Annotated in this window: 26 protein-coding genes; 16 read left to right on the top strand and 10 right to left on the bottom strand. The window is 52.4% G+C overall.

The window, feature by feature from the left end; all coding sequences use genetic code 11:
* The first annotated feature begins 116 nt into the window (after nucleotides 1-116).
* Both H144_RS0100905 and H144_RS0100900 read left to right on the top strand, forming a co-directional pair.
* Nucleotides 117-1025, top strand: coding sequence for a helix-turn-helix domain-containing protein (locus H144_RS0100905; RefSeq protein ID WP_019940138.1), 909 nt, complete (start codon nucleotides 117-119; stop codon nucleotides 1023-1025).
* A 129-nt stretch (nucleotides 1026-1154) separates the two neighbouring features.
* The gene (locus tag H144_RS0100900; RefSeq protein WP_019940137.1) at nucleotides 1155-2156 is read left to right on the top strand and encodes an aldo/keto reductase; all 1002 of its coding nucleotides are present in this window, start codon (nucleotides 1155-1157) and stop codon (nucleotides 2154-2156) included.
* A gap of 94 nt (nucleotides 2157-2250) precedes the next feature.
* On the opposite strand, the gene H144_RS0100895 is transcribed toward H144_RS0100900, so the two are convergent.
* Nucleotides 2251-2619, bottom strand: coding sequence for a hypothetical protein (locus tag H144_RS0100895; RefSeq protein ID WP_019940136.1), 369 nt, complete (start codon nucleotides 2617-2619; stop codon nucleotides 2251-2253).
* Nucleotides 2620-2849: 230 nt separating this feature from the next.
* Between H144_RS0100895 and H144_RS32940 the strand changes: the two genes are divergently transcribed.
* The 3 genes from H144_RS32940 (at nucleotide 2850) to H144_RS0100880 (ending at nucleotide 5650) form a co-directional block, all read left to right on the top strand.
* Entirely contained in the window at nucleotides 2850-3920 is a 1071-nt protein-coding gene (locus H144_RS32940) for a Fic family protein (RefSeq protein WP_211220668.1), read from the top strand.
* A 15-nt stretch (nucleotides 3921-3935) separates the two neighbouring features.
* A complete protein-coding gene (locus H144_RS0100885) occupies nucleotides 3936-4442 on the top strand; it encodes a hypothetical protein (protein ID WP_019940134.1) in 507 nt (168 codons plus the stop codon).
* Between the two features lie 104 nt (nucleotides 4443-4546).
* Nucleotides 4547-5650 carry a Fic family protein gene (locus H144_RS0100880; RefSeq protein WP_019940133.1) on the top strand — a complete coding sequence of 368 codons (1104 nt, stop codon included), beginning with the start codon at nucleotides 4547-4549 and terminating at the stop codon, nucleotides 5648-5650.
* A 28-nt stretch (nucleotides 5651-5678) separates the two neighbouring features.
* Here H144_RS0100880 and H144_RS0100875 read toward each other — a convergent pair whose 3' ends face one another.
* The 3 genes from H144_RS0100875 to H144_RS0100865 form a co-directional block, all read right to left on the bottom strand.
* Nucleotides 5679-6434: a GDSL-type esterase/lipase family protein gene (locus H144_RS0100875; RefSeq protein ID WP_019940132.1), complete on the bottom strand. Its 756-nt coding sequence runs from the start codon at nucleotides 6432-6434 to the stop codon at nucleotides 5679-5681.
* A 158-nt stretch (nucleotides 6435-6592) separates the two neighbouring features.
* A complete protein-coding gene (locus H144_RS0100870) occupies nucleotides 6593-7120 on the bottom strand; it encodes a YfiT family bacillithiol transferase (protein WP_019940131.1) in 528 nt (175 codons plus the stop codon).
* Nucleotides 7121-7122: 2 nt separating this feature from the next.
* The gene (locus H144_RS0100865) at nucleotides 7123-9612 is read right to left on the bottom strand and encodes a glycosyltransferase family protein (protein ID WP_019940130.1); all 2490 of its coding nucleotides are present in this window, start codon (nucleotides 9610-9612) and stop codon (nucleotides 7123-7125) included.
* A 320-nt stretch (nucleotides 9613-9932) separates the two neighbouring features.
* Here H144_RS0100865 and pfkA point away from each other — a divergent pair, with 320 nt between their 5' ends.
* The gene (pfkA, locus tag H144_RS0100860) at nucleotides 9933-10907 is read left to right on the top strand and encodes a 6-phosphofructokinase (RefSeq protein WP_026350298.1); all 975 of its coding nucleotides are present in this window, start codon (nucleotides 9933-9935) and stop codon (nucleotides 10905-10907) included.
* Nucleotides 10908-10916: 9 nt separating this feature from the next.
* On the opposite strand, the gene H144_RS0100855 is transcribed toward pfkA, so the two are convergent.
* Nucleotides 10917-11687: a YdcF family protein gene (locus H144_RS0100855; RefSeq protein ID WP_019940128.1), complete on the bottom strand. Its 771-nt coding sequence runs from the start codon at nucleotides 11685-11687 to the stop codon at nucleotides 10917-10919.
* 105 nt (nucleotides 11688-11792) lie between these two features.
* Here H144_RS0100855 and H144_RS0100850 point away from each other — a divergent pair, with 105 nt between their 5' ends.
* Nucleotides 11793-13199, top strand: coding sequence for a TlpA family protein disulfide reductase (locus H144_RS0100850; RefSeq protein ID WP_019940127.1), 1407 nt, complete (start codon nucleotides 11793-11795; stop codon nucleotides 13197-13199).
* A gap of 32 nt (nucleotides 13200-13231) precedes the next feature.
* Here H144_RS0100850 and H144_RS0100845 read toward each other — a convergent pair whose 3' ends face one another.
* Nucleotides 13232-14335: a lactonase family protein gene (locus H144_RS0100845; RefSeq protein ID WP_019940126.1), complete on the bottom strand. Its 1104-nt coding sequence runs from the start codon at nucleotides 14333-14335 to the stop codon at nucleotides 13232-13234.
* 166 nt (nucleotides 14336-14501) lie between these two features.
* Here H144_RS0100845 and H144_RS0100840 point away from each other — a divergent pair, with 166 nt between their 5' ends.
* The gene (locus tag H144_RS0100840; RefSeq protein ID WP_019940125.1) at nucleotides 14502-16730 is read left to right on the top strand and encodes a heavy metal translocating P-type ATPase; all 2229 of its coding nucleotides are present in this window, start codon (nucleotides 14502-14504) and stop codon (nucleotides 16728-16730) included.
* A 1-nt stretch (nucleotide 16731) separates the two neighbouring features.
* On the opposite strand, the gene H144_RS34190 is transcribed toward H144_RS0100840, so the two are convergent.
* Entirely contained in the window at nucleotides 16732-16878 is a 147-nt protein-coding gene (locus H144_RS34190) for a type II toxin-antitoxin system VapC family toxin (RefSeq protein ID WP_157504375.1), read from the bottom strand.
* A 327-nt stretch (nucleotides 16879-17205) separates the two neighbouring features.
* Here H144_RS34190 and H144_RS0100835 point away from each other — a divergent pair, with 327 nt between their 5' ends.
* From H144_RS0100835 to H144_RS0100800, 8 genes are all read left to right on the top strand, one after another.
* Complete coding sequence (locus H144_RS0100835; protein ID WP_019940123.1) at nucleotides 17206-17415, top strand: heavy-metal-associated domain-containing protein; 210 nt, start codon at nucleotides 17206-17208, stop codon at nucleotides 17413-17415.
* Between the two features lie 21 nt (nucleotides 17416-17436).
* Entirely contained in the window at nucleotides 17437-17901 is a 465-nt protein-coding gene (locus H144_RS0100830; RefSeq protein WP_019940122.1) for a hypothetical protein, read from the top strand.
* 94 nt (nucleotides 17902-17995) lie between these two features.
* A complete protein-coding gene (locus tag H144_RS0100825; RefSeq protein ID WP_019940121.1) occupies nucleotides 17996-20221 on the top strand; it encodes a TonB-dependent receptor in 2226 nt (741 codons plus the stop codon).
* A 57-nt stretch (nucleotides 20222-20278) separates the two neighbouring features.
* Nucleotides 20279-20848: a helix-turn-helix domain-containing protein gene (locus tag H144_RS0100820; RefSeq protein WP_019940120.1), complete on the top strand. Its 570-nt coding sequence runs from the start codon at nucleotides 20279-20281 to the stop codon at nucleotides 20846-20848.
* A gap of 60 nt (nucleotides 20849-20908) precedes the next feature.
* The gene (locus tag H144_RS0100815) at nucleotides 20909-21145 is read left to right on the top strand and encodes a heavy metal-binding domain-containing protein (protein ID WP_019940119.1); all 237 of its coding nucleotides are present in this window, start codon (nucleotides 20909-20911) and stop codon (nucleotides 21143-21145) included.
* Between the two features lie 19 nt (nucleotides 21146-21164).
* Nucleotides 21165-21506 carry a heavy-metal-associated domain-containing protein gene (locus H144_RS0100810; protein WP_019940118.1) on the top strand — a complete coding sequence of 114 codons (342 nt, stop codon included), beginning with the start codon at nucleotides 21165-21167 and terminating at the stop codon, nucleotides 21504-21506.
* An 18-nt stretch (nucleotides 21507-21524) separates the two neighbouring features.
* On the top strand, nucleotides 21525-22907 hold the full coding sequence (locus tag H144_RS0100805) for a TonB-dependent receptor (RefSeq protein ID WP_019940117.1): 1383 nt from the start codon (nucleotides 21525-21527) through the stop codon (nucleotides 22905-22907).
* 50 nt (nucleotides 22908-22957) lie between these two features.
* Nucleotides 22958-23701: a class I SAM-dependent methyltransferase gene (locus H144_RS0100800; RefSeq protein WP_019940116.1), complete on the top strand. Its 744-nt coding sequence runs from the start codon at nucleotides 22958-22960 to the stop codon at nucleotides 23699-23701.
* Here the strand turns inward: H144_RS0100800 and H144_RS0100795 are convergent, their stop codons facing one another.
* The 3 genes from H144_RS0100795 to H144_RS0100785 all read right to left on the bottom strand — a co-directional run bounded on the left by H144_RS0100795 (nucleotide 23702) and on the right by H144_RS0100785 (nucleotide 26334).
* Nucleotides 23702-24217 carry a YeeE/YedE family protein gene (locus tag H144_RS0100795; protein WP_019940115.1) on the bottom strand — a complete coding sequence of 172 codons (516 nt, stop codon included), beginning with the start codon at nucleotides 24215-24217 and terminating at the stop codon, nucleotides 23702-23704.
* 36 nt (nucleotides 24218-24253) lie between these two features.
* Entirely contained in the window at nucleotides 24254-24829 is a 576-nt protein-coding gene (locus tag H144_RS0100790; RefSeq protein ID WP_019940114.1) for a YeeE/YedE family protein, read from the bottom strand.
* A 113-nt stretch (nucleotides 24830-24942) separates the two neighbouring features.
* A complete protein-coding gene (locus tag H144_RS0100785) occupies nucleotides 24943-26334 on the bottom strand; it encodes an MBL fold metallo-hydrolase (protein WP_019940113.1) in 1392 nt (463 codons plus the stop codon).
* Nucleotides 26335-26504 lie beyond the last annotated feature (170 nt).

Raw genomic sequence — 26504 nt, 5'->3', positions numbered from 1 at the left:
CCAATAGTCCAATCTTTCCTCAAAAGGGTTTACTTCGAAATTAAAAAGCTATTAAATGCAGGCCGATGGAAACTTTCCAGGATATATCTCCTATTTGAATTTTATAATATTGCGCTATGAGCCAGACTGAATCAATCCAGGAATTTTACCGTCGCGTACCGCACGCCAATCCTGCGCACCTCCCGCTGAACAACGCCGGCATCGGGCATTTCAATGTTTTTGAAAGAAACTCGTGCTACAAAAAGACGCCGTACAGCCGCCGCGATTTTTACAAAGTATCCTTCATCATCGGCACGGGAAGGCTGCATTATGCCGATAAATGGATCGAAATAGACCGTCCGGCGTTGCTTTTCTCGAATCCGATGGTACCCTATTCATGGGAGGCGATTTCGGAAACGCAGCTGGGCTGGTTTACCCTATTTACCGAAACATTCGTGCATCCGGCTGAGCGTAAGGACTTCTTGCAGGATTCGCCATTGTTCAAAATCGGGGCTAATCCCGTGTTTTTTGTCAATGAACAACAGCAGAAAGAACTCTCGGTGATATTCCGGAAAATGATGACCGAAATCGAATCCGACTACCCGCATAAGTATGGAATGCTGCGTAATTACCTGCATCTGATCATCCACGAAGCGATGAAAATGCAGCCTGCGGAGACGTTCGAGCGACAGATCAATGCCTCGTCGCGGATCACGACATTATTCATGGAACTACTTGAACGCCAGTTTCCGATCGACACACCGGAGAATGCATTGCGGCTCAAAACGGCCAATGATTACGCCCAAAGCCTTTCGGTACATGCCAACCATTTGAACCGTTCGGTGAAGGAAGTCACGGGTAAAACGACTACCGAGCACATTTCGGCCCGCATTACCAAAGAAGCGCAGGCACTCCTCAATCATACCAACTGGAACATTTCCGAAATCGCTTACAGCCTCGGCTTCGAGTACCCGGCCTATTTCAATATATTCTTCAAAAAACAGACGGGACTAACACCCGGCAGCCAGCGCGCGAGGGCTGTGTGATTTTTATAAAGATCTGTTTGAATACTATAAAATGACTGCGCGCGCAGCAAGGTAGCTTTGTATTGTCAGGATCACCTGCATGAATCCATTGTTCAACCCGGCCGGAAGCGGCCGACAGCCAACAGAGAAATGAAATACAGAAACCTTGGAACAACAGACGAAAAACTATCGGCCATCGGGCTTGGCTGCATGGGCATGAGCTTCGCGTACGGCCCCACCGACGACGCCGAGAGCATTGCCACGCTGCACCGCGCCCTCGACCTGGGCATTAATTTCTGGGATACTGCCGATATGTATGCCAACGGCGAGAACGAAAAGCTGATCTCGCAGGTACTGGTACCCAACCGCAGCAAGATATTCATCGCCACGAAATTCGGCTTCCGGTATGGCGAGAATGTGAATGCACCCCGCAATTCTGCCGGCGCGTGGTTCGACGGCTCGCCCGCGTGGATGAAAGTAGCCGTTGAAGACAGCCTGAAACGGCTCAAAATCGACACTATCGACCTTTATTATGCTCACCGCGTGGACCCGAATGTGCCCGTGGAAGAAATGGTAGGCGCCATGGCGGAGCTCGTGAAAGAAGGGAAAGTGCGTTACCTCGGCCTGAGCGAGGCATCCGCGGCGTCCATCCGTAAGGCCCACGCCGTGCATCCCATTGCCGCATTGCAAAGCGAATATTCGGTGATCACACGGGATGTGGAGAATGGCATCCTCGGCACCGTTCGCGAGCTGGGCATTTCACTGGTACCCTATTCCCCGCTCGCCAGAGGGCTCGTTACCAACACATTAAACACCCAAAGCCTGGCCGATGACGATTTTCGCAAAACGCTGCCGCGCTACCAGGACAATGTGGCCGACAACAACGCCCAGCTCGTAAAAGGCTTCGCGGAGATCGCTGCGGGCAAGCAATGCACACCCGCGCAGCTCGCGCTCGCATGGGTACTCGCGCAGGGCGACGACATTATCCCGATCCCCGGCACGAAAAAGCACAAATACCTCGAAGAAAACGCCGGCGCCATCGAAGTAAGCCTCTCGGCGGAAGACCTTCAAACGATCGACGAACTGGTAGCCCGCTTCCCCGATACCGGCGAACGATACAGCGAAGGCGCCATGAAAATGGTAAACCACTAACAATGAAGAAAGAACGGGCGCGCAACGCGAGCAAGCGCCAGCGGCGCGCCCGAAACCCTCGCTCCGGGTCTCAATCCGGAAGAAAAAAGATGCGTTAAATCGTTTTTAAAGCAGGGTCGTAGAAAGTTTTCCAGAGCGCGACAGCTTCCGCGACCGTTTCGGGCGGCGAAGCGAGGTAATCCTTAATTTTCGTCAAATTCTCCGAATGCGCATCTTTCGCCGAATATTTGATCAAATTCACGAGCAGCTTGTCAATATCCGCCGTATCGTTGTTCCAATTTTTGCTGTACTTCGCAAACCATTCTTCACTGAGGAAAACGACGCCCGAATACCTGTAAACGTCTGAAAACCCGAACGCATCGATCACGATCGGTTCGGTAGGCCATTCCGCATCCAGCTCCTTATCGCTGAACCGCTCACGCCCATCGCCGAGCAGGGCGATAAATCTGTATGTTTTTACCATTACTGAAATGTACTTTAAGGGGTACTTGAAAGTCCCCAAGTTAGAGGATATTCCACAACTCCGCCATGGGTATGATGGAAAAATTCATGTTCGGTTTTTTGGCGAAAGCTGGACATGATGCTTTTTTTGTTCAGAAAATGGACATATATTCTCATCATGTTCAATATTTAACCAAAAACTGGACACGTAATGCAGCCGTACGATCGTAACCAGCCCTACACACACTCCCATTGCTCCCACCACCCGATGTGGAACACGATCCGGACATACTTCGAAAACTGGTGACCGCTTCGCGTGCATTGGCTTCCGTCAATTACAATGTGCTTCGCATTCCCAATCCGCTGATGCTCATCAATACCGTTGCATTGCAAGAGGCACGTACTTCCACGGAAATCGAGAATATCTTCACTACCGAGGATGAACTTTACATGGCCGTATCCGATACTACCCGAGCAGACAGGACCGACGTTGCTACCAAAGAGGTGCTCAGGTACCGGGAGGCGTTGTGGACAGGCTATCACGAGCTTTTAAACAAACGCCGCATCGACAATGAACTGGTCGTAAGCATTTTCCGACAAATAAAGGACACAACTGCCGCCTTTCGCCCGCCGCAGGCAATTGTTGTTATCAAACGAGGAGAAAGCGAGTTTCGGACAGGCGAAACCATTTACACGCCGCCGAGAAGCAGTAATGTGGTTGAAAATTTAATGGATAACCTGATCGGGTATTTGAATGACGACGTCAGATTCCCGACAGACCCGCTTCTTAAAATGTGCATTACGCATTATCAATTCGAAGCTATTTACCCATTCCAAGACGGGAACGGAAGAACAGGGCGAATTTTGAACCTGCTATACCTGGTAAACCAGAACTTATTGACGCAGCCTGTGTTGTACCTTTCGCAGTACATTATCCAGCACAAAGACGATTATTATTACAACCTGGCCAGCGTAACGCAGCGCGGTGACTGGAAAACCTGGGTTTTGTTTATGCTGGATGCTGTGGAAAAGACCGCCATCGTTACAAGCGAGCTCATTAATGCTATTTTGAATCAGATGGCTGAAACGTTGTCTTACGCCAAACAACAAATTAAATGGTACAGCAAGGAGATCAATGAAGCGCTTTACAGTCAGCCGTATAGCAAACCAAAAGTACTTGCGGATATCATTTCAAAGTCATCGCGCACGACCATTACCAAGTATACGGACGAACTTGTGAAAGCAAGGATATTGGCCCCGCGGAGAGAAGGCAAAGAAGTTTACTATTTAAATGAAGACCTGATTAGGATTTTGCAATCCTGAAAGTGAAAAAATAATATGATGATCCGAATCTCCCAACTCCCGCTGATCCAGAATCCCGGACAGTTTTACGCCGCCGAGGCGATCCTGCTGGTGGACGTGCTGCTCGTAGGCGACGCCCCGCGACAAATGCGGGAATATATCAAAAACACCCACGGCGGATTTATTTACGACAAGAAAACCTACATTCCCATCACGCTCACGGGTACGCCCGAGAGCCTGCTCGCCAATGCCGGTAAGCCTGTCGTCTTCAAATTCGACCGCGGTTTTGAAAACCACTACCATTTCGACGGCAATCTCAACGCCCTGATCTGGCATAAAAAGCTCTATAACATTTCCGCATTCATCAACCAGCCATCCATTGGGTTCGATCGCGAAGAGGATTTCATCATCAATCGCTACCTCTCGGGCTACCGGGAATACATCGAACCCGAAATGCCGGAAAAATTACTTTCCATTCCCGCCAAAAGCCCTTCAATCGGCACGCAGGCGATAAAAGGGTTACGGCCCGTACGGAAAGATTAAGCGCTGATTCAGCAGCTTTGATGATTCAATGCGGAGAATAAATCGTATATTCACCGCATATTTGCGGAGAATAAATCGTATATTCACCGCAAAAGCCGACACTTATGCCCCGCTACATCCATCAACGCCCTCAATGGCCCAATTTCTACTGGGACGAAACGATTGTATCGCCCGTGCTGGGCCAGGTGCGCTATATGCAAGGCAAAATATCGGGGCGTATGGAAGCGCTCGGGTTTTCCGTGCAGACAGAGGCTATCCTGCAAACGCTGACCGAGGATGTGCTGAAATCGTCTGAAATAGAGGGTGAAATACTCAATATAGACCAGGTGCGATCGTCCGTAGCGCGCCGGCTGGGCCTGGAACTGGCCGGTTTGATACCATCCGACAGGAACGTCGATGGCGTGGTGGAAATGATACTCGACGCGACCCAGCGTTACGGAACTCCGCTCACGGCCGACCGCCTTTTTGGATGGCATTCATCATTGTTCCCCAGCGGTCGCAGCGGGATGTTCAAGATTACGGTCGGGAACTGGCGCGACCATGAAAAGGGCCCCATGCAGGTCGTCTCGGGCGCTATGGGCAAAGAAATTGTGCATTTTGAAGCGCCTGACGCATCGAGATTGGAAGCGGAAATGGCGCTTTTCACACAATGGTTCAATGATGATCAGGGGCTGGACGCCGTCCTGAAATCGGGCATCGCGCATTTGTGGTTTGTGACGATCCACCCGTTCGACGATGGTAATGGCCGCATTGCGCGTGCGATCGCCGATATGCAGCTGGCGCGGGCAGACGACAGTACGCAACGCTATTACAGCATGTCATCGCAGATCCGCAGGCAGCGAAACGAGTATTACGCGATCCTGGAAAAGACCCAAAAAGGCGACCTGGACATCACCGCATGGCTGGAATGGTTTCTCCTGTGCCTGCAAGCCTCCATGAAAATCACTGCGACAACGCTCGATGCCGTCCTGAAACGGGTGCATTTCTGGGACAAACATGCCTCTACTGCGCTGAATGCAAGACAGCGGACCATGATCAATAAAATGCAGGAAGGGTTTTTCGGCCAACTGTCTTCCTCCAAATGGGCAAAAATGGTCAAATCATCGCAGGATACGGCGACCAGGGACATCCAGGACCTGGTGGAGAAAGGCGTATTGAAAAAATCGGAGTCAGGCGGCCGCAGTACGCATTACGAATTGCTATGGTGAAGCAATGGCGATGCCTTAACTTTTCCATTCACAGCAATTTCTTCTTGATCGCCTTGCCCCAGAACTCGCCGAGCACCTTTACGCCTTCCACATTGGGATGCAGGTAAAACACGCCCTGCTGGCCGTTTTCAGGCTTAAATAATGCGACGTGATGCTTTTTGAAGTATTTGAATGCCTTGGTATCCCCTTTGAAAACGCGACCGGGATCGGTGGATTGGTATTCCGAAATCAATGCATCGAGCTCGGGGACGTAGGTCTGCAGACGGGCGAGGCCTTCGGCGAGGTACTTGGAACGGTTGTAGGTGTTGGTACTATACCAGATCGGGTGGTGAATAATCACCTTGCTGCCGGGGTAGCGTTTCAGCAGTTCGGAAACGATCGTCTGCACGTTCTTTTTGTAATCTTCCTTCGAAACCGGCGCGCCGTTGGGGCCCTGAATGGCACTGTCGTTCGTGCCGAGCTTCATGGAGAAAAGCAGCTGGTGGTCCTTTTGCTGAAACAAACTATCCGCCGCGGTCGTAGCCAATGTAAAGTATTTGCCCGTTCCCGGCAGCCAATCCACGGTCGTAGAGCCGCTCCGGCCGACATTGACATAAGCCACATCTTCCACACCCTTTTGCGCTTTCAGGTAATCGACGGCATGCGTCGGCGGCGGTACACCGTCATCGCCGCCCTTACCCTGGGTAATGCTGTTGCCGATAAAGACAATGCCAAGTTTATGCTGCGCAAATGTACTGACGGATACTACGAGCAAAAGTACCGTCGAAAGAAAGCTGGATTTCATATTCAGAATGGAGATTTGAAGGACATTTCACGTTCAAAAAGACCGCGAACGCAAATACTACCGCAAAACATCCATCATTTTACGAAACTCGATCCATTCCCGACAGATTCATCCGAGGGAGGGCAATCACGACAAACTCAGTCTTGATGACTATTGAACTAATCAATATTCCCCAATGCCAGATCAATATGTGCCAGATGGTGCCGCACGTGCCATACCGACATCGCCAGCGCCTGTTTCTGGTCAAACCAGAGTTTGCGGGCCGGATGATAGTATCTTCTCGCGAATTGCTCGTCGGTGAGTGTACCTGCCAGGTACGCGTAACGCGCATGCGTGCCCTCGAAAATGGCGAGCGACGACTCCACAGGTATATTCAGCGAGTCGGGCGTGAAGGCCCAGGCGTTCATGTCAATCATCGTCACTTCGTCGTAATCCGGCTCGGTGATGGCCTTTTTCATGCGCAGGTAATGCACAAATTGCAGGTCGGCCACGTGGTGGATGAGCTGCCGGATGTTCCAGCTGCCTTCACGGTAGGTTTTGAGCAAGTCCTCATCCGAAAGATGGGCGACGCGCTTGCGGTATTCCGCCGGGATTTCGGCGATAATGCGGATAAAATCCTGCACCTCCCCGTCGGAATAAGTGTCCTTCAAGGCAATGGGACCAATGGGATAGCGGCGATCGGTCATCGTCAGGCAGATTTTTTTCTTTTTGATTCCACAAATACAGCGCCTGCCACGAGGCCCACGAGCAGCAATGACGCTACCAGATCCACTTTTTTACCAGTATCCACGGACGTCGGCTCGAAGCGGAATTTGATCGTATGCTTGCCTGCTGGCACGCGCAATGCACGCAGGACGTAGTTCGCACGCAGCATGTCGGCCGGCTTGTCGTCGATCGTCACCTGCCATTCGTTCCGGACGTTGTAGTAAATTTCCGAGAACACGGCCAGGCCGTCGCCATTCGCACTCGTTTCATAAACCAGCTCGTTTGGCTTGTAGGAAATCAGGCTGATCCTGGCCGTCGAATCCGTACCGATTTTCAAACCGTTCAGTTCTTTGGCAAAACGCTGATCTACAACGGCTTCCTCGCGGAGGTTCACCGAGCGCAAAGCGGCCATTTCGGCGTCTGCGTCAGGCACCAGTTTATACGATTTCACAAACCACGCGTGGCCGTAGGCCTGCGGGTTGGGCTGGGCGACTTTGTTGCCCTGCTGGTCCGGCGTGATGAAATATTTCGCATTCAGCATGTTCAGGATTTCCATGTTCGGCTTATCGCTAGCCAGCTGGTTTTCAAACAGTTCCTGGTAGCGGCGCATTTTCGCGGCGTGGTACCCGCCCAGCGATTTGTGGAAATACGATGCTTGCGCGCTATTGAAAGGTCCGCCCTGAGAAGCCAGGTCGTACACCCGGTAGTCGGGATCGGTATCGCGGAGGATCTGCTCGTCGGCCGGCGAAGGCGTGGTATTGCCCTGTGCCACGTACGCGGTTACGAAATCCTCGTTGTTAAGATAGCGTTTGTCTATTCCAAACAGGTCGAAAATAACCAGTATGAGCAGGACACCGGAGAACAGCACGGGTTTGATTTTATCCTGCACAAAAAACCACATGAGCCCTGCGGCCAATGCGATGAAAATCAGGCTTCGGATGGCGTCGCTTTTCATCAGGCCTTCGCGGTCCTGAATGACCGAATTCATCATCTGCTGACCGAATGCCTGATCCTGTGCCATTTGCGCAAACTGCTGGGCAAATTGCGCGTCGTTGTTCCCTTTGAAACTGAAAAACACCCCAGGCAGCAATGCCATGATAAGCATGAGCCCGCCGGTAATGCCGACCGAGATCAGGAACGGCTTCTGGAACTCCTTGACCGTTAGCTTCTTCTGCGCGAGCGTCGACAATGCCAATATGCCCACGAGCACCATCAGCAGCTGTGCCAGCGAAACCACCATCGTCATCGCCCTGAACTTGTTGAACATCGGGAAATAATCGAAAAACAGGTAGTTGATGCCTGAAAGACTCTTCCCGAGCGACCAGATGATGTATAGTAAGACCACACCCGCGGCCCAGTATTTCAATGGATTTTTAACAATAAATAATCCGAGCACGAAGAGGAAAAACACGATAGCCCCGATGTAGTTCGGCCCGCCCATGATCGGCTGGTCGCCCCAGTAAAGCGGCAGCTGCTGCACGATATTCTGGGCTGTGGATGCGTCCACACCGCGGCCTGTCAGTGTTTTGTAAGTCTCCGAAGTGTTGGAAACCGGGCCGTATGACGCGCCGCCATAGGCATTTGGGATCACCAATGTAAGCAGCTCGCCTACGCCGAAACTGTATGTAAATGCATATTCCTTGTCCAGCCCGCTTCCCTGTTTCTCCGCGCCGTTCTTGGCGGCAGACCTCAGTTCCGACTTCCCACGGATCGTTTCCTTGGTATAATCATAAGCATTCCAAAGGCGTGTAGTATGCGTTCCAACGGCCACTACCACGGCCAGCACCAGCCCGCCGAGGATGAGCGTCAGTTCTTTTACCCTACCGCTTTTGATATACGAAACACTCTCCATGATCACGAGGATCACGATGCCAATCCCCAGATAATAAGTGATTTGCACGTGGTTGGCATATAATTCCAGCGACATAAAGAAGGCCGTCAACGCCGCGCCGGCCAGCCAGCTGCGACGGAAAGCGAGGATCACCCCTGCCAGCACGCCGGGCGCGTACATGATGGCGATCACCTGCGAAATATGCCCGGCTTCGAGGTTGATGACGTTAAAACATGAGAATGCAAAGGCCACCGCGCCAATGGCCGAAAGCCATCCGCCGGCGCCGAGCACGATAAAAAGCACATAAGCGCTCACCATACCGATGAGGAAATAGCTGGCAGGTGCGGGCAAAATCCTGTTCACCCCCTGGCCGATTTTCGTCGAAACGCTGGTCGGGTAATCCGCCGCGACGAGGTAAGAAGGCATCCCGGCGAACATGCCATTCGTCCACCACGACCATTCCCCCGTTTGCTTGTTGTAATCCATCACTTCCCGTGCAGCACCTTTGGCCTGGATTTCGTCGGTCGCGCTCAGTTTCTTGCCTTGCAGCACGGGCGAAACGTAAGCGATGGACAAAATCATAAAGCCGATGACAGCTACCAGGTGGGGCCAGAGACGTTGCCAGGAGAACAGATTTTTCATTTTGATAATATTAAGCTACGGGTTGGTTTCAGGTGAAAGCGGTGCCGGCGCGGCCCGCCCTAAATATGACTTTTCAAACAGTAATAGTAGCGACGAAGGCCGGTTAAAGGATATTAAATTTCTATTAACCGGCGCAAATATATAAGTATTGGTATATGTTTGAGACGTTCAAAATGATTCTTCGTCGCGCATTTTTTTAACATAATTAAGAATCAAGGCATATATTTTAAGAAAATACCGGATAAATTTGCGGAAATTGTGCCTTTAAGGTTCAAATGGAGCTGTACATAGAAAGATTAGAAGTAACCCGAAATTATTAAATGAAACGAATTGGAGTTTTTACCTCAGGAGGAGATGCCCCTGGTATGAACGCCTGCATCCGGGCGGTAGTACGCGGAGCATGCTACCATGGTATTGAAGTATTTGGAATCAGAAGAGGATATAGCGGAATGATTGCCGGTGATGTCTACAAAATGGAGTCTCACTCGGTTAGCAATATAGTTCAAAGAGGAGGTACCATTCTCAAATCGGCCAGAAGCAAGGAGTTTATGACCCCCGAGGGCCGCAAGAAGGCTTATGATAACTTGCAGTCGCTCGGTATCGAAGGATTGATCGCCATCGGCGGTAACGGTACTTTCACCGGCGCGATGATCTTCGGAAACGAATACGGCATTCCTACCGTGGGTGCCCCCGGAACGATCGACAACGACTTGTACGGTACCGACTATACCATCGGGTTCGACACGGCTGTAAATACCGCATTGGATGCGATCGACCGCATCCGCGACACCGCGAGTTCGCACGACCGCATCTTCTTCATCGAAGTAATGGGCCGCGACTCTGGTTACATTGCTATCCAGTCGGGTATCGCAGGCGGCGCCGAGCTGGTCATGGTTCCCGAAGTGCTCACGCCGATTTCGCAGGTGGTCGACACTCTGAAACAGGGATGGAGCCGCTCGAAATCTTCTTCGATCATCATCGTAGCCGAAGGCGACGAGGAAGGCAGCGCGCAGGAAGTAGCAGATAAAATCAAATTGCAGGTGGACGAGAATGCGGACATCCGCGTAACTACACTCGGTCACACGCAGCGCGGCGGAACGCCATCGGCATACGACCGTATCCTCGCCAGCCGCCTCGGATTGGGCGCATTGGAAGGTCTTATCGCAGGCCAAAAGAATGTAATGGCCGGTATCATCAACAATGAGCTGGTATACACCCCGTTCGAAGACACGATCCGCCTGCCGAAGCCGATCAACGAAGATCTGCTGAGAATGGTGAAAATTCTGAGCGTGTAATACACCGGGCTAGCAGTAGCCCACCAACTTGTAGGCAACAAGCCCTACGAATTCATGCCAGAGCATGCAGAAGCGTGCGAAGGCATCGGGATCGGGTACGAGTTTATGGATGATAAACTCGTTGTACCCGCCATGAAAGTCGGCCGGGAAAGGGTCCGTTTTGACACCCACTTTTTCAAAGCACCCGGCCGACCGGCGCATGTGGAATGCCGAGGTAACCAGCAGATATTTCCCTCCCGGAAACATTTTATTCAGGATCTGCGCCGAGTACAATGCGTTTTCGTGCGTATTGCGGGCCTTTTCTTCAAAGAGAATATCCTGCGCGGGCACTCCCCAGCTCACCAGCAGCGACGCCGCCTGCCGCGTTTCCCCCAGCCTTCGGGCCATGAGCAACTCGCCGCTGATGCCGGTGATGAGTATTTTCTTAATTTTCCCCTGTTTGTAAAGCAGGTAAGTCTGCAATATCCGGTCGCCGTGGTCGCCCAATGCGGGGTGGTCCTGCCGTGGCGTACTCGTCATAATAAGCCCTCCCGAAAGCATAATGCCTACGTCGTACGTCTTTTTCACCTCCGCCAGGTTCACAAACCGGTGCTCCCAGGCATTGACCGCCTTGGTAACCAGGTATGGGTTCGAACCGAGAAAAAGCAGCACGATCACCAGCCCAACGGCCTGCTTCCTGCGCCGGTCGCTTTTGATGGTCCAGGCGTAGATTAATATAAAAAACACAATGCTGAGCGGCATTATGAGGAAGTCAACGGCTTTGGACAGAAAATAAAACATTTGAATAAGAACCCTGCTGATGTTAGCGTTTTGAAGTTAATTTTACGGACTTCAAAATTTGAAATAATCCAATAAACAGCTTTAAAGCAAACTTTCCATAGCGTGATGAGAGATTATACCCGCACTTCCTTGCTGATCCTGCTGATGGCTTTCAGCCTTTTTTCCAAAGCCGGGGCACAAGGTTACCACATTGAAGCCACCGTGAAAGGAATGCGTGACTCGGCTTTCGTGATCGGGCATTATAACCGCAATGCCACCCAGTTTGTCCCGAAAGATACGGCGAAGGCCGATGCCAACGGCAAGATCGTGTTCGAAGGCAAAACGCCGCTTCCCGGCGGGTTGTACGTGATCCTCTTCCCCGGGGCTCAGAAAATGATCGAGCTCATCTACTCCGGCAAAGAAACCAACTTCGCGATCGAGGTCGATACCGTGGACATGAACGGCTCCATGAAAATAACCGGTTCCAAAGAAAACGAGCTTTTTTACAACTACCGGAAGGAATTAGCCAACGGCAGCAAGGAAATGGAAGCGCTGAGCAGGCAGAACACGCCGGAAGCGCAGGCCCGTTTGCGGAAAATACAGGAAGGATTCGGCACCTACCGCAAGAAACTGCTGGCAGACAATGAAGGGACCTTCACGGCCCAGCTGCTGAAAATGTCCGCCGACCCGGAAATCCCCGCGGCGCCAAAATTAGCCAACGGCAAAACCGACTCCATGTGGGTGTTCAATTATTACAAGGCGCACTACTGGGACGCATTCGACTTCGCCGACCCGCGCATCGTGAACACGCCGTTCCTGGAACCTAAAATGGAGCGGTATTTCAAAAACCTCGTCGTGCAGGTCCCCGACTCGATTATCAAAGACGCGGATCTGATGGTGAAGAAAGTATCCGTCAACAAAGACCTGAAATCCTGGACCGTATACTACATCACCAACCAGTACGAAAACCCGAAAACGGTAGGAACGGAGGCCGTGTGGGTATATATGGCCAACAAATATTACCTCTCCGGCGAAATGGGCGTTTCGGAAGAGGTGAAAAAACGCATTGCCGAAAAGGTGACGACCATGAAGGACTTGCTGGTCAATAAAACTTTCCCTGCGCTCACGCTCACTGACCCGGCGGGCAAGAAAGTAAGCGTCCAGGCCATCGAAGCCAACTATACCGTGCTCTTCTTTTACGCGCCTACCTGCGGGCATTGCAAGGAAGCCTCGCCGATACTGAAAGCCTTCGCCGACAAGAAAAAGGCCGACGGCATCAAGGTCATGGCTATTTCAACCGAGCATAACCCGGAAGAATGGAAGACATTCGTGAAAACCTACCACCTGGAAGGGCTCATCAACGGCTTCGACACCTTGAACCAGATCGATTTCAACCGGAAGTTCGATGTCGTGACGACGCCGACGATCTATATTCTGGATAAAAACAAGAAGATCATCGCCCGCAAAATGCCGGTAGAACAGATCGAAGACTTTTTGAACTACTACCAAAACAAAATGGCCAGAAAACTCTGACCATTTCGCATACATCTCCTTCACCGGTTCCCTCAGAGGAACGCCACGCAAATGGGCAATTTCACGGCAATGCTTTCGTGCTTGAACGTGAACTTGCCCGTTTCCGCATTTACATCGTACACCACGAGGTTATCAGAACCCTGGTTGGCCACGATCATATATTTGCCGGTGGGATCAATATTGAAATCACGCGGTGTTGAGATCGATTTAGTTTGCTGGTCCACCATTTCGAGCTCACCGTTGCCCAGGATTTTGAATGCGCTCACGGAATTATGTCCGCGGTTTGACACGTAAACAAACTTGCCGTTCGGGTGCAGGTGGATCGCCGCGCTCGTATTTGTCGGGCCCGAATAGTCCGCGGGAATGGTCGGATAGGTCTTGATGGCCGTGATCACACCCTTTTTATCGATCGAGCAGGCCGTTACGGTCGCTTCGAGTTCGTTCAGCAAAAACAGCCGCTTGCCCGACGGATGGATAATCAGATGGCGCGGGCCGGCGCCGGCTTTGCCCGAAAAGAATGGCTGCGCGGCATTGGGCGTCAGCTTGCCCGTGTTGGCATCGACGGCGTAATTCATCACTTTATCACTTCCCAGGTCCGTCACATACACATATTTGCCATCCGGGCTCGCCGTCGCGAAATGCGCGTGGGCTTTTTCCTGGCGCTTCGCATTCGGCCCGCTACCGGTATATTGTTCCTTGTAAACCGGCGCACTCAGCTTGCCGTCGTCGGAAATATTGTAGGCCGAAAAACTCCCGCCGCCATAATTGGAAACATAGGCCATTTTACCTGTCGGGTGCACCGAAACGTGGCAGGGCCCCATGCCCTCCGAAGGCTCGCTGTTCAGGAACCTGAGCTTGCGGTCGGGCTCGATGGCATAGGCCGATACTTTGTTATCGGACGAAATCGCGTACAAATTCCGCTTGTTCGGCGAGATGGCCACATATCCCGGCGCTACGGATTTGTTGATGGTATCGATGAGTGTGATCTCGCCCGACGCCAGGTTCAGTTCGCAGCGGGTAATGGACGAATTGGCGCCTTTGTCCTGCGTGCCGACGTAAAAGGTAATGTTCCGGTCCTGCGCAAAAGCGTGCAATCCGGCGGAAAGCAATATGACGGATAAGAGCAGTTTTTTCATTGTGAATATTTTGAAATGGAACGTGTGAATGCAAGGGAAAGAGCGTTCGCAGGCATTTTTAATGTAAATAAGAGTGCTTTTCCTTGAATGTTGCAAACCGCAGCCAGAATTGTGTAACGACGCCGGTGTGCCCGGATTTTATCTTTGTATACCAATTTTGAAAATCATGGAAACTGCAACAGATATCAAAAATATAACAGTCCCGGTCACCGGCATGTCGTGCGCGGCCTGTGCGGTGAGCGTGGAATCCATGCTGGGCCACACGAAGGGCGTCGTGAATGCGGGCGTGAACTATGCCAACCAGTCTGTGGCCGTAAGCTACGATCCCGAACTGGTAGACCTCCCCGAAATGGACCGTGTGCTGCAAAGCATAGGTTACGGCCTCATTATCGAAGACAACGAGGAAGACGCCATTGCCGAGCAGGAAAAAATACAGTCGGAGCATTATCAAAAGCTCAGAAAAAAAGCCATTTACACCGGCATACTCACCGTCCCGGTAGTGATACTCGGCATGTTTTTGATGGATTGGGCTTATTCGAATTACATCATGTTCGCGCTCACGATACCTGTTTTGCTCGTATTCGGGCGGGATTTCTTCGTCAATGCCTGGAAGCAGGCGCAGCACGGCAAGGCTAATATGGATACGCTGGTGGCGCTGAGTACCGGAGTCGCATTCCTTTTCAGCACTTTCAATACATTCTATCCGCAATTCTGGCACGAGCGGGGGCTGCATCCGCATGTCTATTTCGAAGCCGCGGCCGTAATTATCTTTTTCATTTTGTTGGGTAAATTGATGGAAGAGCGCGCCAAATCGAATACTTCGGACGCATTGAAGAAGCTGATCGGGCTGCAACCTAAAACGGTGCGGATATACCGCGACGGCGCCGAAATCGAAGTGCCGGCGCGGGACGTGCGGCTGGGCGACGAGGTCATGATCCGCTCCGGCGAAAAAATCCCCGTTGATGGAAAGGTGGTGAGCGGCAGCTCGTTCGTCGACGAAAGCCTCATGACCGGAGAGCCCATCCCGGCAGAAAAGAAAGCCGGCGATCAGGTATTTGCCGGCACCATCAACCAAACGGGTAGCTTCACCTTCACGGCCGAAAAAGTGGGCAAACAAACGGTCCTGGCGCAGATCATCAAAACCGTTCAGGCCGCGCAGGGCAGCAAAGCCACGGTACAGCGCCTCGCCGACCGCATTGCCGGCATTTTCGTGCCCGTGGTGATCGGCATTGCCATTCTGACCTTCGGTGCGTGGATGGTACTAGGCGCAGAAAACGCCCTCACCCACGCTATGCTCGCGGCGGTATCCGTGCTCGTGATCGCGTGCCCGTGTGCGCTCGGGCTCGCAACGCCCACGGCCATGATGGTAGGCGTAGGTAAAGGAGCTGAAAACAATATCCTGATCCGCGACGCCGAGAGTCTTGAAAAAGCCTACAAAGTGGATGCGGTAATCCTCGACAAAACCGGCACGCTCACCGAAGGCCGTCCGAAAGTGACCGATTGGCAATGGATAGCGTCGCTCGAAAATCCGGCTGCGCATTCGGCTGCTGTAAAAGCGTTGGAAGCCCGTTCTGAGCACCCGCTGGCGGCTGCAATCGTGGAATTTGTGGAAGATGATGCAAAAAAAACGGTAACTGGCTTTAAATCACTGACCGGCAGTGGCATACAAGGTTCCGTAGACGGTCATAACTATATGATCGGCACATTGCGCTTCCTTGAAAAAGAAGGCATCTCCATGGCGACTGACCTCCAACCAGCCTACGAAGTCCTCACGGCCCAAGCCAAAACGGTCATCGGAATCGCCATCGACGGCCGGCATACCGGGCTGGTAGCCATCGCCGATCAACTGAAACCGACCTCCCGCGAGGCCGTTCAAAAATTGCATGAACAAGGCATTGAGGTACACATGCTCACCGGCGACAATGCCCAAACCGCCGCAGCCGTGGCGGCGCAGGTGGGCATCGACAGCTACCAGGCCGAAGTGAAACCCGACGATAAAATGCAGTTCGTCAAAACGTTACAGGCCGCAGGCAAAACCGTCGCGATGGTCGGCGACGGCATCAACGACTCCCAGGCCCTCGCCCAGGCGGACGTGAGCGTAGCGATGGGCAAAGGCTCTGACATCGCCATGGACGTCGCCAAAATGACGCTCATCACCTCCGACCTGCTCGCATTACCCAAAGCATTGAAATTATCCCGGAAAACCGTGTTAACTATCCGGCAAAACCTTTTTTGGGCATTCATCTATAACGTTATCGGCATCCCTGTCGCCGCAGGCGTCCTCTACCCTATCAACGGCTTCCTCCTCGACCCCATGATCGCCGGTGGCGCCATGGCACTGAGCTCGGTATCGGTAGTGATGAACAGCCTGCGGTTGAAGCGGGCGGGGTTGTGAATCACCAGATGCGTCTCACGATAAAGCTGACGTCGGAGACGAAGATCTGGTTCGCAGGGTCCATAATGGCGGCCGTTGCGAATTTTGACAGCCGGTTATCTTCTCCCAAAAACCATAATAAAGCGTGTGTGTCCAATAGATATTTCATGCTATTCTAGTTCAGGGAGAGGATCATTAACCCACAGAAATGATCGTATCGGGAGCCATAAGGCGCGGTTGGTTTGATAGATTCACCTACCGTTGATACGCCGCATCACCGATTTGGTAACAGTATGTAGCAGTACGTTATGATCCTGGTCGAAATTTCAAATTCTAATCCTATTTCAGTATGTCGGAAATCCCGACGCACTGCGTCCCACCCAAAAACTCTGTAACGCCACCCCACAATTCTGTAACGCCTGGCAAGGCACGGGGGCCGATATTTGTAAAACAATTTAACACATAGTACGCCCCAAGCCGGGGTATTTTAGTAACCATGGAAACCTTGCAATTCAAAACCAATATCAAATGCGGCGGGTGTGTCGCTACTGTTACACCATTTCTGAATGGCGATGAGCATGTTGAAAAATGGTCGGTGGACCTGGAAAGCGCGGACCGCGTGCTGAAAGTGGAAACGAGCCATTCGCCGGAGGAAATCGAGCAGCTGATCAAAAAGGCTGGGTATGTTGCCGAAGAAATCGCCTGATAATTAGTATTTTTGCCCAACATGAAAAACCAATTGCATCGATCGATCACCATCCTGATGGCCTTTCTGGTCCTGCTGAGCAGCACCGGATTCGTGCTGACAGAGCGCCAGTGCGCAATGATGGCGAGCAAATCGATGCAGCTGGTGGGCCAGGCCAAAGACAATTCCTGCAAACCGAAAGTCGTTGCCTCCTGCTGTGCGAAAAGCGCGGCGATGAAAATGGCCAAAGGCTCTTCCATTAAAAAAACTGCCTGCTGCAAGGAAAGCCAGAAACTCGAAAAACTCGATGTTGCTTCTGCAAACACGCATTTGCTGGCCAAGTTCCTGAAATCAACGGCGACGGGCGTCATATGGACCGCTACCCGCTTCCAGTTTATCCGCGCCGAATGGGTCCTTCCTTCCTCGCCCGATTCGCCCGACATATCCTTTTCCTCCCGCTTTCATGGGAGAACTATGCTCGCATTTATCCAGTCGTTCCTGATCTGAAATCATTGAATAACAGCCATTTAATGCAAAATCACGCATTTCATACGCGGCGATTTCGGCAAACAATCTCTTATTCCAATGAATCCATGAAATCATGAACAAATACCTTTTGGGAGGACTGCTGCTACTCATTTCCTCCTGCATTTACGCCCAACGTATAACCGGATCGGTCAACGAACAGGAGCCGCAAACGAAGAACCTGAAACCCATTACAGGTGCTAACGTGTATTGGGCGGGCACTACGCAGGCTACCGCAACCGACGAAAACGGCCGGTTCAGCATTCCGAGATCGGCGCAGTCGGCATGGCTCGTCGTGAGCTTCGTCGGCTTTCGGAACGATACCATCAAAATCGGGCAGGAAAGTGAGTTGCAGGTAGTTTTGCAGAGCGACCAGACGCTCGACGAGGTGACGGTACGCGCGGGAAACACGTCCATCGACCGCCTTTCGCCCCATCAAACCGAAATCATCACCACCCGCGCATTAGCCAAAGCCGCCTGCTGCAACCTGTCGGAGAGCTTCGAAACCAATGCTTCCGTGTCCGTTTCGTACAGCGATGCGGTGACCGGCTCCAAGCAAATCCAAATGCTCGGTTTGAACGGCACCTACATTCAAACCAACGTCGAAAATATCCCTTCCATCCGCGGCCTCGCTTCCACTTTCGGGCTCAATTTCGTACCCGGCACATGGGTCCAGTCGATCGACGTCGGGAAAGGTGCCGGCTCGGTTGTGAATGGATACGAGTCGATGACGGGGCAGATCAACGTGGAATTGCAAAAGCCGGATACGGATGAAAAGCTTTACCTGAATACCTATGTCAACAATTTCGGCCGCGCGGAAGTGAACCTGAACCTCGCGCACAAGCTGAACGACAAATGGAGTACCGGCCTGCTCACACACGGGAGCACGCTGCGCAACCGCATCGACAAAAACGGCGACGGCTTCCTCGACCTCCCGCTTTACACGCAATACAATGCCATTAACCGCTGGAAATACCAAAGCAACAAGATGATGGCCCAGTTTGGCGTGAAGGCATTGTATGAGGACCGCCTCGGCGGACAAAAGGATTTCGAACGCGAAATGAAAGGCACCACGCAGGCATACGGCTTCGGCGCGAAGGTGAACCGTTACGAGTTTTTCTCCAAAATCGCCCGGCTGTTCCCCGAACAGCCTTACAAAGGACTGGGGCTGATCCTGAATGCCTCGTTGCACGATTCGAAGTCGTATTTCGGGCTGATCAATTATGATGGTACGCAAAAAACGCTGTACGGAAACCTGATCTATCAATCGATCATCGGCAATACGAACCATTCCTACAAAGCCGGGATCAGCTATATGCTCGATAATTACGACGAGCAATACAAAGACATCCGCCTGAAACGCAACGAATCGGTGCCCGGCGCATTCTTTGAATACACCTACAACCACCTCGACAAATTCACGATGGTGGCCGGCGGACGCGTCGATTTTCACAATCTCTACGGCACGCAATGGACCCCGCGCCTGCATTTGAAATATAACCTCACGGACGAAACGACGCTGCGTGCCTCGGCAGGCCGTGGGTTCAGGGTGGCAAATCCGCTGGCCGAATACTACGGCAACCTCGTGAGCTCGCGCAATGTGGTGTTCCGCGAAGCCATCCGGCCGGAAGTCTCGTGGAACTACGGCGCCAGCGTGACCCAGGAGTTCAAAATCGGGGAAATGAGTGGTAATTTTATCGCGGACTTTTACCGTACCGAATTTCAAAACCAGCTGGTGGCCGACATGGAGGACCCGCGCTACATCCGCTTCTACAACCTGGAAGGCAAAGCCTACGCCAACAGCTTCCAGGCCGAAGCAAACCTCACGCCCGTGAAACGTTTTGAACTGAAACTGGCCTACCGGCTCTTCGACGTGAAGCAGACGATCCGCAATGTGTACGACGAAAATGTGCTGCTGCCCCGGATGATGGTAAGCCGCGACAGGGTACTTTTCAATGCGGGCTATGCATTACCGTACGATAAATGGAAGTTCGACGCCACCGTGCAATGGAACGGCAAACGGCGGCTGCCCTACATGGGCCACATCCCCGACCACCACGTGCCCGATAACCTCACGTCGACCAATGCGCCTGCATTCTACAATTTTAATGCACAGGTTACCCGCACATTCCCGAAATGGGATATTTACCTGGGCGGTGAAAACCTCGCCAACTTCCGGCAGAAAGATCCGATCATGGGGGCAAACGAGCCATTCGGTCAGCATTTCGACGCAGGAATGGCCTGGGGGCCGGTGGTAGGGCGAATGATTTATGCAGGAATGCGTTATAAGATTATCCGGTAAAAGGGAAAAAAGGAGGAATGGGAGGAGGGACAAAGGGAAGAGCTAGACATTTGAATTATGAAATTATATATCAAAAATATGGTGTGTGACCGCTGCAAGCGGGTGGTGCGCGAAGAACTGAACGGGCTGGGCATCGACCTGACCTTCGTGGAGCTGGGTGAGGTGGAAACAGTGGCGGAAGTGAATGCCGATAAATTGAAGGAAGTCAAAACGGTGCTGGAAGCGAATGGATTCGAACTGCTGGACGACCGCCGGCTTGCGCTGGTAGAGCATGTCAAAACGCTGGTGATCGACGAAGTGCAGAATCTGAAAGGCAACAAGCCTGCGCAAATGAATTTTTCGGATTATTTGTCGGAAAAAATCGGTTACGAGTATTCATACCTCAGCAACCTGTTTTCCTCCGAAACCGGGCAGACGATCGAGCAATACATCATCGCTCAAAAAGTGGAGAAAGTGAAGGAATGGCTCTCCTATAATGAATTGACATTAAGTGAAATAGCCTGGCGGCTTTCGTACAGCAGCACGGCGCATCTGAGCAACCAGTTCAAAAAAGTGACCGGCATGACGCCCGGCGAGTTCAAGAAAGGCGCATTGCAGCGGACCGCGCTCGATCAGGTTGGCCAGTAGAATCAGCCATTATTTTCATATAAAAAAAACATTATCAAGAACTTATCAAAATTCAACTGTATGAACAAAGTCATTATTGCTTCCCTGTTGTTTCTTTCGGCCGCGTGTACGGGCAACAAATCCGAAAAGGAAACTACTACCACCGAAACACACGCGGTGAGCGAGAAAAAATACGCCTGTCCAATGCAGTGCGAAGGCGAAAAAACCTACGCCGAAGCCGGCAAATGCCCCGTTTGCAAAATGGAATTGCAGGAAGTAGCCCTGGCCGAAACCGATTCGGCAGGCCATCAACATTGATTTTTAAACAGATAATATTATGAAAACGACCATTTTAAGCCTGTTTACCGCCCTGTTCCTGGGCCTTAATATCGCCGTAGCCGATGGCAGCAAAGAGGTTAAGATCAAAACCTCCGCCATTTGCGAAATGTGCAAAGCGCGCATCGAACGCAATCTTGGCCTTTCGAAAGGGGTGAAAGAATCCAATCTCGACCTTTCCAATAAGGTGATCACCGTGAAATATAACCCGGACAAAACCACCCCGGACGCCATCAAAGCGACGATCAACAAGACCGGCTACGATGCCGACGAGCTGCCTGCCAACCAGAAGGCGCACGATAAACTGCCCAGCTGCTGCCGCAAAACCGCCGCGGCGCATTAGTTACCAAATCACTTCATCATGATTCTCAGCAAACTTATTTTCATGACGGCCGTCGGAATGGCGGCCGTCATTCTCCCCGCATTTGCGCAGCACGAACACCACCAGGAGGCTGCAAAAGACACTGTCAGCCATGCAATGCACGAGATGAAAAGCATGGATCATGGGCAAATGGGCCATGATAAGCCCGCGCACATGACCCACAGCTTTTCGTTGAGTCTTCCCATGACCCGTAACGGCTCGGGTACCGGCTGGCAGCCAGACGCCACGCCTATGTACGCCTACATGAAGCACGGCGACAAATGGAACTACATGCTGCACGGAAGCATATTCCTCCGGTATACGGCCCAAAATTTCAATAACGACGGCAAAAAAGGTTCCGATTCGAAGGTGAGCGTGCCCAACTGGTTCATGGGTATGGCGCAACGGCAGGTCGGCAAAAATGGCCTGCTGAATCTCCGGGCGATGATTTCGCTCGACCGCATTGTCGATGGCGGATCGGGTTATCCGCTGCTTTTTCAATCGGGCGAAAGCTGGAAGGGCCAGCCGCTGGTCAACCGGCAGCATCCGCACGATCTGATCTCCGAACTTTCGATCGGCTATACCCAGCGCATGAACGACAAGCTCGACCTGACTATTTACGCGGGCTACCCCGGCGAGCCCGCCCTGGGGCCAACTGCATTCATGCACCGGATGTCGGCCTTTAACAACCCCGATGCCGTGCTGGGCCACCATTGGCAGGATGCGACCCACATTACTTTCGGGGTGGTGACGGCGGGTGTCCGTTATGGTAAATTCAAGCTGGAAGGCTCCTCGTTCACCGGTCGTGAGCCGGACGAAAACCGCTTCGATTTCGACAAGCCGCGCTTCGATTCGTACAGTTACCGGCTGCTTTTCAATCCGTCGGCCAACTGGGCATTACAGGTTTCAAGGGGTTTTATCAACAGCCCCGAACCACGCGAACCGGATGAAGATGTGAACCGCACGACGGCTTCTGTGCAGCATTCGGGGAATCTGGGTGGAAAAAACCGCTGGATATCGTCGACGTTCGTATGGGGCCTGAACGACGCCGGAGAACACCACAAGGAAAACTCGGTGCTGGCTGAAACGAATGTGCAATTGGACAAATGGGCCGTCTACGGGCGGTACGAATGGGTTCAGAAGAGTTACCGGGAGCTGGGCGTGACGCTCTACGACTACGATCCGGATTGGGAGAGGCTGCCGATATCCATGTTTTCCCTCGGGCTGAACCGCCAGATAGCGACTTTCAGCAACACGCTGTTACAGGCGGGCGCGCAGCTCAGCCTGTACAAACCCGACCGCCTGCTGGACAATGTGTATGGAAAAACACCGCTTTCAGGACAGGTCTACCTCCGCATCACACCCGGGCTCATGCGCATGTAAGAGCGGTTTTTAGTAGTTTTGGGTTTCTATTCAAACCAAAAATCACCGCCGTGGCCTGGTACCATACCTATTTCAAAGGACTTCCGCAACGCGCCTGGAAACTAAACCAGGACGAAGAATATACAGATTACGAAGTCGATTTCCTGCGCGATGTGCTTGAAATAACGCCGGATAGCAAGGTTTTAGACGTACTGGCAGGCTATGGCCGGCACGCAGTTCCCCTCGCGACCGACGGGACTGCGCTGACCTGCATCGACATTTCGCAGGAATATTGTGAAGAATTGCAAACTACCGCCGGCCGCGGACAATTGCCGATCGAAGTGGTCTGTGCCGATGTGCTGAACTATGCGTTACCGGCGGGACAGTTCGATGCCGCATATTGCTTCGGAAACAGTTTCAGCTTCTTCCCGAGGACGGAAATGCAGCAGTTTATCAGCCAGATCGCATCGGCATTGAAACCCGGCGCGCACGCGGCCATTCACACGGAAAACCTGGCCGAAAGCATTCTGCCCAACTTCCAGGCGCGCAACTGGATGCCCGTGCAGGACGATATTATTTACCTCGCCGAAAACGAATACCGCGCGGAAGGCGGCTACATCGAAGCGGAGCAAACCTTCATTTCCGGCTCCGAAAAGGTAACCCATCACGTCCGCCAGCACATTTACACATTAGGCGAACTTACGTACATGTTTGAACAGGCCGGATTGCTCGTGGTAGGCACATTCAGCAACCTCGAAGCCGACCCTTTCCAGCTGGGCGACGAGCAATTGTACCTCGTGGCGCGCAAGCAATGATCAATGCGGGAGCCTGGCGCGGACGAGGCCGTACACCCAGGTGCCCGCGATGGCGCTCAGCAAGGTAACGGCCACGGCCAGGTAGCCAGCTCCTATTTGGGCAAACAGCGGCCCCGGACAAGCCCCGGTAATGGCCCAGCCGATGCCGAACAGCACGCCGCCGTAAATCTGCCCCTTATCGAAAACCTTATCGGCAATGCTTACCTGCTCACCGGATAACGTTTTGATATTGAACTTCTTGATAAGCCAAATCGAAAGCAGCCCGACGGCCACCGCCGAGCCGATCACGCCATACATATGAAACGAATCGAGCCGGAACATTTCCTGTATCCGGAACCACGACACGATTTCCGCCTTCACGAAAACAATACCGAAAATGATGCCGACGAGCAGGTATTTCAGGTTTCCGGTAAAACCTTCGGTCGCTTTTTGCCTGTTAGCACCGTCGCAGCCGTCTATTTTGATGGCATCGTCGTCATCCTGTGCCAATGCTGTATTTTGAAAGCTATTTTCCATGATTTCCTTCCAATTAACGTGTAATGGGCCGAACGGCTATTTCACCAGTTCCAACAAAAACGGCAGCAGCAAATGCGTGCACGCAAATCCGCCGGCCATAAAACTCACCGTCGCCACCAGCGATGGCCATTGCAGGTTCGACAGCCCCATGATCGCATGCCCCGACGTGCACCCGCCCGCATAACGTGTCCCGAAGCCAACGAGAAATCCCCCTAACACAAAAAATATCAATCCTTTCAGCGACAGCACATTACTCAATGCAAAAATATTGGCCGGCATCAGTCCCGAAAAATCGGTAACGCCCAATGCGGCCAGCGTCTGCCGCGTATCGTCCGAAACGACGACCGCCTCGGGGTTACCTAATGCAAAATTCCCCACGAACCCGCCAATCGCGATCCCTGCCACAAAAAACAGGTTCCAGGCCTCCTTCCGCCAGTTGTACTTAAAAAACGGCAACCCCGCCGGTATCACCGCCGCACAGATATGCCGCAACGAAGAAGAAATCCCGAAAGATTTATTCCCCATCAACAACAAAACCGGCACCGTGAGGCCGATAAGCGGCCCGGCAACATACCACGGCCAGGGGTGTTTGAGTATTTCTATGATATTCATCTTAATATATAGGTTTTATATATTATCGTTGATCAAAATGAAACCTGACCGATCAGGCTCTCATATGTATCACTGATTGTTTTTCCCTAAACTACAAATAATCAGCCAAATAATCACGCCTCGGCTAAAACGGGGACGTGGGTTTTAGTGACCGCGCCGTAACCTCCGTCGATATTGACCACGTCCTCGACGCCGCGGGATTTGAGGATCGAGGCGGCGACCATGGAACGGTAACCGCCGGCGCAATGGATGTGCAGCTTGCGGTCCTTTGGAAATTCGGGCATGAGGTCGTTGATGTAATCCAACGGCAGGTTTCGGGCGCCTGCAATGTGGCCGGAAGCGAATTCATCGGGTTTTCGGACATCGATTACTTCTACATTGCCCGCCTCATACCGACCGGCAAATTCCTGCGCGCTCACGGATTCGACGGTGTCGGTTTCCTTGCCGGCCGCTTTCCAGCTTTCAAAACCGCCATTCAGGTAGCCGATCGTGTAATCGTATCCTACCCGCGCGAGGCGCGTGACGACCTCTTCCTCCTTGCCGGGATCGGTTACGATCAGCAGTTGCTGCTTCAAATCGGGGATCAAGGCGCCTACCCAGGGGGCGAAGCTGCCGTCGATACCGATATTGATGGAGTTGGGGATAAAACCTTTGGCAAAATCGCCCGGACTGCGGGTATCGAGGATCAACGCGCCGGTATTGTTGGCTTTGGCCTCGAATGCCTCCGGCGACAATGCCTGATGGCCGCGTTCGAGCACATCGTCGATGCTTTCGTAGCCGTCGCGGTTCATTTTGACATTCTCGGGAAAATATTGCGGCGGCTCGGCAAGGCCTGCCGTCACTTCGCTGATAAATTCCTCTTTCGTCATGTCGGCCCGCAATGCATAATTAAAGCGTTTCTGGTTGCCCAGCGTGTCGGAAGTTTCTTTGCTCATGTTCTTGCCGCAAGCCGAACCGGCCCCGTGCGCCGGGTACACGATCACGTCGTCGGGAAGCGGCATGATCTTCGCGCGAAGGCTGTCGTAGAGGATGCCGGCGAGGTCGTCCATGGTAAGATCGCCCTTCTGCGCCAGGTCGGGACGCCCCACGTCGCCAATAAATAATGTGTCGCCGCTGAACAATGCCACCGGCTTGCCCGATTCGTCGGACAACAAATAACTGGTAGACTCCAATGTGTGACCGGGCGTGTGCAATGCACGAATGGTGACCTCTCCGAGCCGGAACACTTCGCCGTCTTCGGCAATGTGCGCTTTGAAACCGGTTTTCGCTCCCGGACCGTACACGATGTCGGCGCCGGTTTTTTCAGCCAGGTCGATGTGGCCGGAAACAAAATCCGCATGAAAATGCGTCTCGAACACATACCGGATTTTCGCCCCGACCTTCTCCGCTTTCTGAATGTAAGGCGCTACCTCCCGCAGCGGGTCGATCACGGCGGCTTCTCCGTTTGAAACAATGAAATAAGCGCCCTGCGCGAGGCATCCGGTATATATCTGTTCTATTTTCATATGGTGTTTGCGTTTCTTGTGAAGGATGGTCAGGTGTAGTCAGGTTTGTTAAGAAAATGAAATTACACCATTAACATGGACAACCCTTAAAAATTTCTGACAGTTCCTGACCATCCCTGACAATACCTGGCCACTCCCGCCCCTTATCTGCGCGCCACCTTAACACAATA

The sequence above is a fragment of the Dyadobacter beijingensis DSM 21582 genome (assembly GCF_000382205.1).
GTDB lineage: Bacteria > Bacteroidota > Bacteroidia > Cytophagales > Spirosomataceae > Dyadobacter > Dyadobacter beijingensis.
The sequence above is the reverse complement of the archived record's forward strand: the minus strand, read 5'-3'. Positions and strand labels throughout refer to the sequence as shown.

Excerpts from the sequence above, each read along its gene's own strand:
- H144_RS0100850 (WP_019940127.1), top strand. The coding sequence starts at position 11,793 with ATGAGAGATTATACCCGCACTTCCTTGCTGATCCTGCTGATGGCTTTC.
- H144_RS0100805 (WP_019940117.1), top strand. The coding sequence starts at position 21,525 with ATGATTCTCAGCAAACTTATTTTCATGACGGCCGTCGGAATGGCGGCC.
- H144_RS0100835 (WP_019940123.1), top strand. The coding sequence starts at position 17,206 with ATGGAAACCTTGCAATTCAAAACCAATATCAAATGCGGCGGGTGTGTC.
- H144_RS0100895 (WP_019940136.1), bottom strand. The coding sequence starts at position 2,619 with ATGGTAAAAACATACAGATTTATCGCCCTGCTCGGCGATGGGCGTGAG.
- H144_RS0100795 (WP_019940115.1), bottom strand. The coding sequence starts at position 24,217 with ATGGAAAATAGCTTTCAAAATACAGCATTGGCACAGGATGACGACGAT.
- H144_RS0100900 (WP_019940137.1), top strand. The coding sequence starts at position 1,155 with ATGAAATACAGAAACCTTGGAACAACAGACGAAAAACTATCGGCCATC.
- H144_RS0100785 (WP_019940113.1), bottom strand. The coding sequence starts at position 26,334 with ATGAAAATAGAACAGATATATACCGGATGCCTCGCGCAGGGCGCTTAT.
- H144_RS0100875 (WP_019940132.1), bottom strand. The coding sequence starts at position 6,434 with ATGAAATCCAGCTTTCTTTCGACGGTACTTTTGCTCGTAGTATCCGTC.
- H144_RS0100885 (WP_019940134.1), top strand. The coding sequence starts at position 3,936 with ATGATGATCCGAATCTCCCAACTCCCGCTGATCCAGAATCCCGGACAG.
- H144_RS0100820 (WP_019940120.1), top strand. The coding sequence starts at position 20,279 with ATGAAATTATATATCAAAAATATGGTGTGTGACCGCTGCAAGCGGGTG.
- pfkA (WP_026350298.1), top strand. The coding sequence starts at position 9,933 with ATGAAACGAATTGGAGTTTTTACCTCAGGAGGAGATGCCCCTGGTATG.
- H144_RS0100830 (WP_019940122.1), top strand. The coding sequence starts at position 17,437 with ATGAAAAACCAATTGCATCGATCGATCACCATCCTGATGGCCTTTCTG.
- H144_RS0100870 (WP_019940131.1), bottom strand. The coding sequence starts at position 7,120 with ATGACCGATCGCCGCTATCCCATTGGTCCCATTGCCTTGAAGGACACT.
- H144_RS0100825 (WP_019940121.1), top strand. The coding sequence starts at position 17,996 with ATGAACAAATACCTTTTGGGAGGACTGCTGCTACTCATTTCCTCCTGC.
- H144_RS0100905 (WP_019940138.1), top strand. The coding sequence starts at position 117 with ATGAGCCAGACTGAATCAATCCAGGAATTTTACCGTCGCGTACCGCAC.
- H144_RS0100790 (WP_019940114.1), bottom strand. The coding sequence starts at position 24,829 with ATGAATATCATAGAAATACTCAAACACCCCTGGCCGTGGTATGTTGCC.
- H144_RS0100855 (WP_019940128.1), bottom strand. The coding sequence starts at position 11,687 with ATGTTTTATTTTCTGTCCAAAGCCGTTGACTTCCTCATAATGCCGCTC.
- H144_RS0100845 (WP_019940126.1), bottom strand. The coding sequence starts at position 14,335 with ATGAAAAAACTGCTCTTATCCGTCATATTGCTTTCCGCCGGATTGCAC.
- H144_RS34190 (WP_157504375.1), bottom strand. The coding sequence starts at position 16,878 with ATGAAATATCTATTGGACACACACGCTTTATTATGGTTTTTGGGAGAA.
- H144_RS0100865 (WP_019940130.1), bottom strand. The coding sequence starts at position 9,612 with ATGAAAAATCTGTTCTCCTGGCAACGTCTCTGGCCCCACCTGGTAGCT.
- H144_RS0100880 (WP_019940133.1), top strand. The coding sequence starts at position 4,547 with ATGCCCCGCTACATCCATCAACGCCCTCAATGGCCCAATTTCTACTGG.
- H144_RS0100815 (WP_019940119.1), top strand. The coding sequence starts at position 20,909 with ATGAACAAAGTCATTATTGCTTCCCTGTTGTTTCTTTCGGCCGCGTGT.
- H144_RS0100810 (WP_019940118.1), top strand. The coding sequence starts at position 21,165 with ATGAAAACGACCATTTTAAGCCTGTTTACCGCCCTGTTCCTGGGCCTT.
- H144_RS0100840 (WP_019940125.1), top strand. The coding sequence starts at position 14,502 with ATGGAAACTGCAACAGATATCAAAAATATAACAGTCCCGGTCACCGGC.